Below are 12287 nucleotides of genomic sequence, written 5' to 3' on the forward strand. Positions count from 1 at the left end.
CGCACAGCGCAGGCACAAGCCACCTGCGATTGCGCCTATGCCATATCAATCGGTAACGGATTCCGGCGTATCCGGATCAGAGCGCGTTGGCCAGTAATAGCTATCGGGTAACGGACGCGCGCCGAAGATGGCCTGCCCCACGCGCACCACGGTAGCGCCCTCCTCGATGGCGATCTCGAAATCGCCGGACATCCCCATCGACAGCGCATCCAGCTCCATGCCCGCAGGCGCGCTTTGCTGCAGCTGATCGCGCAGCTCGCGCAGGAGAATGAAACACCGACGCACCCGTTCGGCTTCGGCGGAAAACAGCGCCAGCGTCATCACACCACGCACGCGCAACGCGGAAAACACGGGCAGTTGCTGGATGAAACCCGGCACATCCTCGGGATTCAAGCCATATTTGCTGGCCTCGCCCGAGGTATTGACCTGCACGAACACGTCCAGCGACCGCCCTTCGGCCTGCAGATGCCTGTCCAGCGCCTCTGCCACGCGCAGGCTGTCCAATGCCTGGAACTCGCTGGCAAAACGTGCCACCAGTCTGGCCTTGTTGGTCTGCAGGTGACCGATGACCGACCAGCGCAGATCGGCCAGGTCCTGCATGGACTCCCATTTCCCAAACGCTTCCTGTACCTTGTTCTCGCCCAACAGGCGGCAGCCCGCTGCATAGGCCAGACGCAGGCTGGCTTGCGGCTTGGTCTTGCTGACGGGCAGCAAGCGCACGCTGGCTGGATCACGCCCCACGCGCTGGCAGGCAGCTGCAATGCGCTCCTGCACGGTGGCGAGGTTGCGAAGAAAGTCCTCTACCGTGCCGGCCTCGGGGTACAGGCCATGTTGATCGTGACGGGTCGGGGTTTCTGAAGTCATGGGCATCACCTCATCCTTTTTCCATGGCGGCTATCGCGGCCGACTGTGCGCTCCACGGCAGCCGGCCGTTGAGGACGGCATAGGCGAGCAGTCCTATGACCAGGCCCCAGAAGGCGCCGCCAATACCCAGCAACGTGATGTTGGCGGCGGCGGCCAGGAAGGTGATCAGCGCGGCCTCGCGCACCTTGGCATCCGCCAGGGCCGTGGCCAGGCTGGCGCCAATGGTGCCCAGCAGGGCGAGACCTGCCAGCGTGGTGATGAAGGTGGCGGGAAAGGCCATGAAGACCGCCGCCAGCGTGACCCCGAACACGCCGACCAGGATGTAGCACATGCCTGCAGCAACGCCGGCAATCCAGCGCCTGGAGGGATCTTCATGCGCCTGCGGGCCGGTAGCGATTGCAGCCGTGATCGCGGCGATGTTGAACGCATGCGAACCAAACGGAGCCATGAGCAGCGAGCCCAGACCCGTGATCGTGACGATGGGATTGGCGCTGGTCTTGAAGCCATCGTTGCGCAGCACCAGCATGCCGGGCATGTACTGGCCGGTCAGCGTGATGAGAAACAGCGGCAGCGCGACGCTGAGCAAGGCATTGAGCGAGAACTCCGGCCTGGTGAACACTGGGGCAGCAAGCTGCAACTCCAGCCTAGACAGATCGACCCGATTCTGCGACAGCAAAAAGACCAGCCCCAGCACCAGGATGCCGACGACGGCATAGCGTGCCGAAATCCGTTTGAGCACCACATAGGTCGCGATCAGCAGGCCCGCCAGCATGGGATCGACGCTCATGCCACCAAACGCCTTGATACCGAATTGCAGCAGGATGCCCGCGAGCAGTCCGGCCGCAATGCCGGCAGGAATAAGCCGGATGACGCGCTCGAAATATCCCGACAGCCCCAGCACCACGAAAGCCAGCGCGGAGACCAGGTAGGCCCCCACTGCTTCGGCATAGGGCGTGCTCGCCAGGGCAGTCACCAGGAATGCCGCAGCAGGTGTGGACCAGGCCGTGATGATGGGCTCGCGCGTCACCCAGCTCAGCAGCAGACCTGTCAGCCCTACGCCAATCGAGATCGACCATACCCAGGAGGCCGTCAGCTCGGGGCCGAGGCCCGCCACCTTGGCCGCCTGGAACACAAGGATGAAGGTACCGCCGTAGTTGACGATGACCGAGATCAGGCCTGCCACTATGGGATGTGTGAGATCGTTCCAGCGAAGAGACGAAGGCGAGTGGGTGGTTGACATGGTCTTGCAAGGGCTCCCGGAAAAGTGATTGACCCCATGGGGTAGCAGATTTATAGAATCGAAGTGGCCTGATACTCCCAGCCACTTTTTTGCAGGAATACAGACCATTTGTTCAAGCACGCCCAACTCGAATCCGTCAAAGCCTGGATCGGAGACCCCGCTCATGGCGCCTTGCCGCTGCATGCCCGCATCCAGCGGGCCATCCGGCACCTGATCCTCGATGGCGCGCTGGACGTGGGCCGGCGCCTGCCGGCATCGCGAGCCCTGGCCCAATCTTTGGGTGTCTCGCGCGATACGGTGGAGGCCGCCTATGGCCAGCTGCATGCCGAAGGCTTTATCGAACGACGCACGGGCAGCGGCAGCTTTGTGTCCGAGCAGGTGCAACGCCTTCCGGGACGCGGCCTGATGCAAAGTCCTTTGGCGCGCGTTCCCGCCCTGCGTTTGAGCCAACGCGGCGCAGCCATGTTCGCGGGCGGTGGCCTGCGTGATTTCCTCGCGCCACGCGCTTTTGCGCCCGGTGTGCCCGAGACACGCAACTTCCCGCTTCAGACCTGGGAGCGCTTGCAGCGGCAGGTGCTCAAGGAGCACGGCACCCGGGCTCTGCTGCACAGTCCGCCACAGGGCACCAAGGCTTTGCGCCAGGCCATTGCCGCCTATGTCAACCTGGAGCGCGGCGCGCGCGCCACACCTGAACGCGTGCTGGTGCTGACCAGTTCGCAACAGGCTCTGACCCTGTGCGCCAATGTACTGCTCGATGCCGGTGATCGCATCTTCATCGAAGACCCTGTGTATCACGGCGCACGCAAAGCCTTCGATGCGGCCGGGCTGGAATGTGTGCCCGTGCCGCTGGACGGCGACGGCATGCGGGTGGACTTACTGCAGACCCTACCCGCTGCCAGGGCGGTGTTTCTGACACCCTCCCACCAGTTCCCTACGGGCACCACGCTGGCTCTGGATCGCCGGCTGGCCGCCATAGCCTGGGCGCAGCAGGAGCAGGCCTGGATCATCGAAGATGACTACGACAGCGAATTTCACTACGCCGGCAAGCCCATGGCCTGCGTGCAGGGGCTGGATCAGCACGAGCGCACGATCTATGTCGGCACCTTCACCAAATCGATGTTCCCTGGGCTACGCATAGGCTATATGGTGTTGCCGGCTTCGCTGGTCGCCCCCATGACGGTGGCGCGAACCTTGCTGGATGGACACAGCGCAGCGATTGCGCAATTGACGCTGGCGCGGTTCATCGAAGGCGGGCACCTGGGTGCGCATGTGCGTACCATGCGCGCCGTCTATGCCGAGCGACGCGATGTGCTGGCGCGGCTGGTGCGCGAGCATCTGGGCGACTTCCTCGAGCCACGGGTGCCGGCGGGAGGCATGCAGATGCCTTGCACCCTGTTGCACGGCATTGCTGAACGCGCCGCCGTGGATAGCGCGCGCAGGGCGGACATAGACCTGCTCGGCTTGACGCAGCTGCATGCATCAAGCCCGCAACAGGCGGGTTTTCTCATGGGATTTGCCGCTCACACACCGCATGAGCTGGAAGTCGCCGCGAGGAAGTTGGCGCAGGTACTGCAGGCGCTACGCCACTGACAGCGACCGGCGCGCCAGCGCAAAACGGCCAGGCCTCAGCCGGCAAGCTCCTGCAGCGCCGCCAGCAATTGCTTCACATCGGCCTCGGTATGCAGCGCCGACAAGGCAATACGCAGCCGCGCCGTGCCCACGGGCACGGTGGGAGGGCGAATCGCCGGCACCCACAGGCCATGGCGGCGCAACCCCTCCATAAGGCCGAGCGCAGCGTCATTTCCGCCCACCACCAGTGCCTGCACGGCCGTGTCCGATGGCAAAAGCCGCCAGCCCTTGCCCTGCAACAAGGGCTGCAGCCCCGCACGCAGCTGGGCAATCCGAGCCTGCAGCTGCTCGCGCAAAGCGCTCTGCTCCTCAATCAGTTGCAGACTGGTTTGCAATGCGCGCGCCAACATCGCAGGGGCGGCGGTCGCAAAGGTGTAGCTACGCGTTTTTTGCAGCAGCCATTCGATCAGCAGCGCATGTCCTGCAACAAAGGCCCCCGACACGCCAGCCGCCTTGCTCAGCGTGGCCATGTAAAGCACACGCGGCGAGGCCTTGACCCCTGTCAGCCCCGCAGCCGCCAGGCTGCCACGGCCTTGCGGGCCGAGTACGCCGAAGCCGTGGGCATCGTCCAGCAGCAGCAACGCGTCGTAGCGCTCGCACAGTGCCAGCAGCCCCTCGATATCTGCCACATTGCCATCCATGCTGAAGACGGCATCGCTCACCACCAGCTTGCGCTGCACCGGGCAAGCAGCCAGCAGCTGCTCCAAGGCAGCCAGATCGCCATGCTCGAAACGGTGGATCTGGGCACGCGACAGGCGACAGCCGTCGATCAGGCTGGCGTGGTTCAGAGCGTCAGAGAAAATGGCGTCGCCCGCCCCCACCAGCGCCGGGATGATGCTGGCGTTGGTGGCAAACCCGGCATAGAAGTAAAGCGCACGGGGCAGTTGCACAAAGCGGGCCAGTTCTTCCTCCAGCGCGGCATTGGCCGTGCTATGGCCGTTGACCATTGGAGAGCCGCCCGAGCCCACACCGAAATCCTGCGCACCGGCGCAGGCCGCCTCAATCATGGCCGGGTGCTGTGCCAGCCCCAGATAGTCGTTGCTGCAGAACTGCAGCATGGGCTGCCCGTCGACCAGAATGCGCGCGCCTTGCAGGGGCGCTACGGTACGGCGGGTACGGCGCAGCGCGGCGGCGTCCAGGGCTGCCAGCTGCTGTGGAATATCCTGCAGCCAGAAATTGGAAGATGCGGTCATTGCCATTCCTTGGGCAAGGAGAAATTGGTCAGGCGAGGATCGGGAGTGGCCTGCCACGGAATATCGGCCAGCAGCGGCGCGCCAAGCCGTCCCAGCTGGTTGCGCAGCCAGTCCATGTTTTCCTCAGGCACCAGCATCTGCGGCTCCACACGGCTTGCCACCCAGCCCGCCAGCGGCAAGCCGGCGGCGCGAATCGCCTCTGCGGTCAGCACCGCATGGTTCAGACAGCCGAGCTTGACTCCGACCACCAGCACCACCGGCAGCTGCAGCGCCACGGCCAGATCGGCAATGCACAGAGTCTCGGACAGCGGCACGCGCCAGCCACCCGCGCCCTCGACCACCACGGCGTCGGCCTGCGCGGCCAGTTGTCGGTAGGCGTCGAGAATCGGCGCCAGCGTCACCTCCACGCCTGCGCGCCGGGCTGCAATATGCGGCGACATGGGGTCGGGCAGCAGCACGGGGTTGTCCAGCGCTGCCGGCACGGCCAGCGTGGAGGCCGCGCGCAAGGCCACCGTGTCTTCGTTGACCCAGCCGCCCTGCCCGTCGGGCTCGGCGCCTGCGGCCACGGCCTTCATGCCCACCACGCGCGAATGGTGGCCTGCCAGTGCGTGCAGCAGCGCGCAGCTGGCCAGGGTCTTGCCCACACCGGTATCGGTGCCCGTGACGAAACAGCCGATCATGCTTTTCCCTTCTTCGCGGCGAGCTCCGCTTCCTGCTGCAAAGTGGTATTCAACGCGGCCAGCGCCGCCTGACCCAGGTGGGCGATATCGGTATCGTTCAGCACATAGGGCGGCATGCAGTACAGCGTGCGTCCTATGGGGCGCAGCAGCAGGCCCAGATCCAGAGCCGCCTGGTGGTAGCGCTGCGCAAAGTCCGGCAGGGAGGTATCGATGTCCCAGGCCCAGATCATTCCCTGCTGGCGCGCGTTGCTGACACGGGGGTGAGCATTCAGCCCGGCGAATGCAGCACTGATTTTCCGGGCTAGCTGCCGATTGGCAGCCAGCTGGTCCAGCTGCTCGAACAGCTCCAGCGTGGCCACGGCAGCGCGGCAGGCCAGGGGGTTGCCGGTATAGGAATGCGAATGCAGAAAGCCGCGAGCGGCATCGTCGTCATAAAAAGCGGCATAGACCGCGTCGGTGGTCAGCACGGCAGACAAGGGCAGCGTGCCACCGGTCAGCCCTTTGGACAGGCAGATGAAGTCCGGCCTGATACCGGCCTGCTGGTAGGCAAACAGGCTGCCGGTGCGGCCAAATCCCACGGCGATCTCGTCCACCACCAGATGCACTGAATAGCGGTCGCACAGCGCACGGGCCAGACGCAGATATTCGACATCGTGCATGGCCATGCCGGCGGCGCACTGCACCAGCGGCTCCAGAATCAGGGCAGCAGTCTCCTGGTGATGCGCCTGCAACCAGGACTCCAGACCCTCTGCTGCGCGGCGTGCCACATCGGCGGCGGTTTCGCCAGGCCGGGCCTGACGTGCATCAGGGCTGGGCACGGTGGCCGACAGACGCACCAGGGGGCCATAGGCATCGCGAAACAGCGCAATATCGGTGACCGACAGCGCGCCTACCGTCTCGCCGTGGTAGCCGCCAGCCAGGCCCACGAAGCGGTGCTTGGCAGGATGCCCCTGGTTGCGCCAGTAATGGGCGCTCATCTTCAGCGCGATCTCGGTGGCCGAAGCGCCGTCACTGCCATAGAACGCATGGCCCAGGCCGGTCAGGCCGGCCAGGCGCTCGGACAGCTCGACCACGGGGGCATGGGTGAAGCCGGCCAGCATCACATGATCGAGCTTGCACATCTGCTCGGTCAGCGCCGCCCGGATATGCGGATGCGAGTGACCGAACAGATTGACCCACCAGGAACTGATGCCGTCCAGATAACGGCGGCCCTCGGTGTCCACCAGCCAGGGCCCGGTGGCGTGATCAATGGCAATCGGCGGCGCGGCTTCGTGCCGCTTCATCTGGGTGCAGGGATGCCAGACATGGCGCACGCTGCGGCTGGCAAGACTGTGTTCCATCAAAAACTCCTGAGGCGAATCACCCGCCTTGTCAAAACGCAGGCGCAGCGCGGCCTGGCCCGCACCAGAGGCAGGGCCATGCAATTTGCAATGAGAAAGCCCCGGCGCGACGGCCGGGGAAGATTCAGGGATCAGCTTGCTGCCGATGCCCCCAGCCCCTTGAGGCCCAGCTTGCGCATCAAGGTGGTATCGGCCTCCACATCTGGATTGCCGGTCACCAGCAGCTTGTCACCGTAGAAGATGGAATTGGCTCCCGCCATGAAGCACAGGGTCTGCACGGCCTCGCCCAGTTGCTGGCGGCCCGCCGACAGGCGCACGCGAGCCTTGGGCATGGTGATGCGCGCCACGGCGATCACACGGACAAAGTCCAGCGGATCCACCGGCTCGCTGTCGGCCAGCGGCGTGCCGGGCACGGGCACCAGGCTGTTGATGGGCACGGACTCGGGGTAGGGCTCCATGTTCGCGAGCTGGGCAATCAGGCCGGCACGGTGGACCTCGGTCTCGCCCATGCCGATGATGCCGCCGCAGCAGACGCTGATGCCCGCATCGCGCACGGCAGCCAGCGTGTCCAGCCTATCCTGGTACTGGCGCGTGCTGACCACATCCTTGTAGTACTCGGGCGCGGTGTCGAGGTTGTGGTTGTAGTAGTCGAGACCCGCATCGCGCAGCGATGCGGCCTGGTGGGGCTGCAGCATACCCAGCGTGGCGCAGGTCTGCATGCCCAGTCCCTTCACGGCACCGATCAGCTCGTTCATCTTCTCGATGTCGCGGTCCTTGGGCGCACGCCAGGCAGCGCCCATGCAAAAGCGGGTGGCTCCGGCATCCTGGGCCGCCTTGGCGGCGCGGGTGACCTCCTCCACGCTCATCAGCTTCTCGGCCTTCACGCCCGTATCGAACTCGGCCGACTGCGGGCAATAGCCGCAGTTCTCGGGGCAGCCGCCGGTCTTGACGGACAGCAGGGTCGCCAGCTCGATCTCGCCTGCAGGCCAGTTCTCACGGTGCACGCTCTGAGCACGGTGCAACAAGTCCAGAAAAGGCAGGTCCAGCAAGGACTGCACTGCCTCCACGGGCCAGCGCTGCGCTTCGGGAGCCGCGACGGGCTTGGCCGGCGCATGCCAGTGCATGGTCTGGCTGCCGCAGGCAGCGGCTTGCTGCGCGTCGGCGGCGCGCACTGGGTTGTCTTGCTCGGGCACGGAATAGGACATCGCGGTCTCTCCTCAATCGGGGGAATGCCGCGCATTTTGGGCAAAAAAATCAAGGATTTACAGAGCCCGCATGCAAATAGTTGCTCACCAAAGAGTTGCAACAAGAAGCGCTATTTTTGAGCGCTATTTCAATGCATTTGACAGATTTTCAGCACTCATTAAAAACAGCCAGCCATAACTTCTGCCAAATTGAGCTCTTGTGCACTCAATTAAGTGGAACACACCAGATTCAGACCTTGGATTTCAACGAGGAAGAGCGTAGATATCGGCAAAAAACACGGTTTTTGGCGATTTTTACCCGGACAAGGCCTGGATCAGGGCCAGAAACGGTGCTGTACCGCCCGTGCAAAGGCGGACAAACACCCCAAACTGGCGGATTTAATTCCCTCAACTCTTGTTGGACATTCGCACCGGGCGCAAAAAAGCCGCAGCAAGGCTGCGGCTGTGGGGCTGGAGGCCTGGGCTTAGAAGGCGTGAGCCATGCCCACGCCGAACGAAGTTCCCGAGTCCGCGCCGTACTCGTAGCTCTTGCGCCCCAGGCTGGCATAGAGCGTGGTGCGCTTGGACAGCGCGTAGTCGGCGCCCAGAGAGTAGAAATGATTGGTCTGCTCCTGCATGCGCTGGCGTCCATAACCGGCCTTCAGCGTGGTCTGTCCCATCTGATAGGTAGCGCCCAACGTCACGGCCTTGGCCGAGAGTGCCGTCTGTGCCACGCGCGAATAGTCCCAGGCGGCCATCACGGCGGCTGCGCCAAAGCGGTATTTGCCAGCCACGAAAGTGTCCTTGTCACCGCTGCCGTTGCGCTCGAAGGCCAGCATCCCGCTCAGGCTGTCCGAGTCGTAGTTGAGAGAGGCCGAATAACCGCGCCCTTCGCGGCGCAAGGTCAGCGGTACCTCGGTGCGCTCCGGCGAGGCACTCAGATGCAGGGTGAAGCCGGCCACCGTGGGCGAGTCGTAGAAGATGCCATTGGCCATGCGCCCATACTCGGCCGTGCCGTTGTTGCTGTAGCGGTCGGTAGGCGTGAGGTAGTGCCACTGATACCAGGCGGGCGAGGAAATGCGGTTGAAATTGGCCCAGGGGTCGAACTTCCAGTCCTGCGACCACATGGCCGACAGGGCGCGGCCCAGGCGCAAGTGGCCAAAGCCGCCCTGCAAGCCCACCGTGGACTCGTCGTGCCAGAACGGCTTGCGGCCCTGATCCTCCAGACGCCCGGTATCGATATCGAAACGTGCGCTCAGGCGGAAGGTGGCCTTGAGGCCACCGCCCAGGTCCTCCCAGCCGGCAATCGCAAGATTGCTGCGCTGAATCGTGCCGGCCTGCGCCGTGCCATCAAAGCCGCGATAGATGCCGCCGTCGATCAGACCGCCAATGCTGACGCTGGACGACTGGGCCGCAGCAGGCAGCACGGCAGACAAAAGAGTGAAACATGTGGAACAAGCAATGCCAGTACGCAAGCGCATGCCGGTGGTTCTCCTTGAATTGTGAAGTCACTGCCCCCCGCAGCCAGCTCTTGGCACAGCAGAAGACGGAGAAGGTCGAAGACCTGTGAGATGAGGTGATGACAGGCAGTCAGGCCCTGCCTGATGCACTGAAGACAGCCGGAACATGGCTGGCAGCCTGGCTGCCAATTCCGACCCGAGAAGCCTGCTCAAAAAGCAGGCAACGGGAAGCATTATGAAAGTGCGGCACGCGCAGAGTCCAGCCCTGCGTCAGCTTGGTTCAGCCGCTGCGCGCCACGCCGGAGGCGGCCCAGATGCGATTCATCTCGCTGCAGAACGGCTGGGCGCAGGGTGCCAGGCCCTGGTACTGGCAGCCTTCGGTCATGCACAGATGCGAACGGTGCTCGCCGCTGCGGCGCGGCACAGGCAGGGCATTGGCAGCCTGGGCCGCGGCCATCATCAGCCAGGGATCGGACTTGTTCTGCAGCAGTTGCTGCACTTCCTGCGCCAGCGCCGGTGCGGGCATGGCCAGAGGCAGACCGGCCATCTGTACCGGCGTCGCCTGAGCGGAACTCGCCGTGACGGGCTGCAGCTCCAGCCACAGCAATGCGCTGGTAGCAAGTGTGCTGGTCGCCACCGACGACTGCGGCTGCACCACCAGAGCCAGAGGACCGCTGCTCAAGACACCCGGATCCGCCATGGGCAGGCGCAGGGCCGTCCCCGGCCCCTGGGCTGTCGGGATGCTTGCCGCACCCACAGCCTGCGCCCAGGCGGCGGGTACCTGCAATGTCAGGGAAAAGCTGCGCTCGCCTTGCGGCGTGACCAGCGTGCCTTGCTGCACCAGCCAGTTCTGCAGCTGGGGCAGACGCGGTGCGACAGCGCCGCCAGCGGTTGCTGCCATGCCCTGCTGTGCCTGCTCCAGCGCCACGGCCGCCGTGGGCGACAGGGCCGCAGCCGTCTGCAAGGCCGAGCTGGGCGGCTGCACGCCAGACACCGCAGCCTGCGCCAAGGCCTGCATCAGCGCAACCGATCCTTGCTGGCCGGCCAGCAGTTGCAAGGGCTGGGCCTGTCCCTGCAGGCTGACCTGAACCTGCGCGAGCAGGCTTTGCACAAACTGCTGCACGGCCGCTGGCAGGCCCTGGCTAGGCCAGCTTGCCGCAGGTGCACCGGGCTGGGCCTGCACCTGCAGTGCCAGCTGCGCAATCAGATGCTCAAAGGCCTGGAGCTTGAGGTTCTGCAAGGTTTGCGGCGACCACTGCACCATGCTGGTCGCCGGGGGCGCAGCTTGAGCAGCAGGCGGTTGCTGCGCTGCGGGAAGGTCCGAGACAGCGGCTGCAGCCACATTGCCGGCCTGCGCAGCCGCCTGGCCCGTGGGCACGGACACGGGCAGTACGGAGGCAACGGGTTGCAGTGGTGCAGTCATGCGGTCGTCGGTGGCGGGGCAGCAAAGCCGGAATCAGGGCATTGTGCCCGCCCCTGCGGATAAGCATCGGAAAAAGAGCTGCCAATGCTTGCGGCTCAAGCACCAGGGCTGCCCGGATCGTGCCGGGGCCGCATGGTTCACACCGGCGATCCGAAGCGCGGGTCAGGGGCGAACCATTCCAGGCGGAATCAGGCCTCGGCCGGGTAGAACAGCTTGCGCGTGGCCGTGGCCTGCACGGCCTTGGCAATGGCACCGATATGGTCGGGCGTGGTGCCGCAGCAGCCGCCCACGATATTGACCAGACCTTCGGCCGCGAACTCGTGCACCAGACGGCTGGTGATCTCGGGCGTTTCGTCAAAACCGGTGTCGCTCATGGGGTTGGGCAGGCCGGCATTGGGGTAGCAGCTGATGAAGGTGTCGGGAGCCGCCTTGGCCAGCTCCTGCACATAGGGACGCATCAGCGTGGCACCCAGGGCGCAGTTCAGACCCACGGACAGCGGGTTGCTGTGGCGCACGCTGTGCCAGAAGGCCGTCACGGTCTGTCCGCTCAGAATGCGGCCCGAGGCATCGGTCACCGTGCCGCTGATCATGATGGGCAGGCGCTCGCCGGTCTGCTCGAAGGCCTCGTCCACGGCAAACAGCGCGGCCTTGGCGTTGAGGGTGTCGAAGATGGTCTCGACCAGGATCACGTCGGCACCGCCTTCAATCAGCGCCAGCGTCTGCTCCAGATAGGCCTGGCGCAGCTGCTCGAAAGTGATGTTGCGCGCGGCAGGGTCGTTCACATCGGGGCTGATGGAGGCCGTCTTGGGCGTGGGGCCCAGGGCGCCGGCCACATAACGCTTGTGATCGGGCGTGCTGTACTTGTCACAGGCCGCACGCGCCAGCTGGGCGCTCTTGAGGTTCATCTCATAGGCCAGATCGGCCATGTGATAGTCCTCCTGCGCAATCGTGGTCGCGCCAAAGGTATTGGTCTCGATCAGATCGGCGCCGGCAGCCAGGTATTTCTCATGGATGTCGCGAATCACGTCGGGACGGGTCAGCGACAGCAGTTCGTTGTTGCCCTTGACGTCATGGGCGAAGTCCTTGAAGCGCTCGCCCGCACCGTCGGCACCGGCATAGCCCTCGCCGCGATACTGAGCCTCGCCCAGCTTGAAACGCTGAATCATGGTGCCCATGGCGCCGTCAAGAATGACGAGGCGCTTGGCAAGCGTTGCGGGCAGCTCCTGGGCTCGAGTGTAGGCGGGGGTGGGGTGCGACTGGCTCATAGACCGCCA

10 protein-coding genes are annotated in these 12287 nt (G+C 64.8%); 1 reads left to right on the forward strand and 9 read right to left on the reverse strand.

Annotation, left to right across the window (positions count from 1 at the left end):
* Nucleotides 1-45: 45 nt before the first annotated feature.
* Both Cth01_RS11290 and Cth01_RS11295 read right to left on the reverse strand, forming a co-directional pair.
* The gene (locus Cth01_RS11290; protein ID WP_034406852.1) at nt 46-870 is read right to left on the reverse strand and encodes a YggS family pyridoxal phosphate-dependent enzyme; all 825 of its coding nucleotides are present in this window, start codon (nt 868-870) and stop codon (nt 46-48) included.
* 4 nt (nt 871-874) lie between these two features.
* Nucleotides 875-2104, reverse strand: coding sequence for a benzoate/H(+) symporter BenE family transporter (locus tag Cth01_RS11295; protein WP_045839253.1), 1230 nt, complete (start codon nt 2102-2104; stop codon nt 875-877).
* Nucleotides 2105-2212: 108 nt separating this feature from the next.
* Between Cth01_RS11295 and pdxR the strand changes: the two genes are divergently transcribed.
* Nucleotides 2213-3694 (forward strand): MocR-like pyridoxine biosynthesis transcription factor PdxR, encoded by a 1482-nt coding sequence (gene pdxR, locus Cth01_RS11300; protein ID WP_045839254.1) that lies wholly within the window; start codon nt 2213-2215, stop codon nt 3692-3694.
* A gap of 35 nt (nt 3695-3729) precedes the next feature.
* Here the strand turns inward: pdxR and bioF are convergent, their stop codons facing one another.
* The 7 genes from bioF to Cth01_RS11335 all read right to left on the reverse strand — a co-directional run bounded on the left by bioF (nt 3730) and on the right by Cth01_RS11335 (nt 12278).
* The gene (gene bioF / locus Cth01_RS11305) at nt 3730-4926 is read right to left on the reverse strand and encodes an 8-amino-7-oxononanoate synthase (protein ID WP_080745908.1); all 1197 of its coding nucleotides are present in this window, start codon (nt 4924-4926) and stop codon (nt 3730-3732) included.
* Nucleotides 4923-5606, reverse strand: coding sequence for a dethiobiotin synthase (bioD, locus tag Cth01_RS11310; protein ID WP_045839255.1), 684 nt, complete (start codon nt 5604-5606; stop codon nt 4923-4925). The genes bioF and bioD overlap by 4 nt, the downstream gene beginning before the upstream one ends.
* Nucleotides 5603-6946: an adenosylmethionine--8-amino-7-oxononanoate transaminase gene (gene bioA / locus Cth01_RS11315; RefSeq protein ID WP_045839408.1), complete on the reverse strand. Its 1344-nt coding sequence runs from the start codon at nt 6944-6946 to the stop codon at nt 5603-5605. Before bioA ends, bioD begins: the two co-directional genes overlap by 4 nt.
* A 131-nt stretch (nt 6947-7077) precedes the next feature.
* Nucleotides 7078-8070 (reverse strand): biotin synthase BioB, encoded by a 993-nt coding sequence (gene bioB, locus Cth01_RS11320; RefSeq protein WP_045839409.1) that lies wholly within the window; start codon nt 8068-8070, stop codon nt 7078-7080.
* A gap of 545 nt (nt 8071-8615) precedes the next feature.
* A complete protein-coding gene (locus Cth01_RS11325; RefSeq protein ID WP_003070535.1) occupies nt 8616-9611 on the reverse strand; it encodes a porin in 996 nt (331 codons plus the stop codon).
* 259 nt (nt 9612-9870) lie between these two features.
* Nucleotides 9871-11013, reverse strand: a complete 1143-nt coding sequence (locus Cth01_RS11330) for a hypothetical protein (protein WP_045839256.1) — start codon at nt 11011-11013, stop codon at nt 9871-9873.
* A gap of 188 nt (nt 11014-11201) precedes the next feature.
* On the reverse strand, nt 11202-12278 hold the full coding sequence (locus tag Cth01_RS11335; protein ID WP_003070538.1) for a homocysteine S-methyltransferase family protein: 1077 nt from the start codon (nt 12276-12278) through the stop codon (nt 11202-11204).
* Nucleotides 12279-12287: the final 9 nt, after the last annotated feature.

This window comes from Comamonas thiooxydans, from assembly GCF_000964545.1.
Lineage (GTDB): Bacteria > Pseudomonadota > Gammaproteobacteria > Burkholderiales > Burkholderiaceae_C > Comamonas > Comamonas thiooxydans.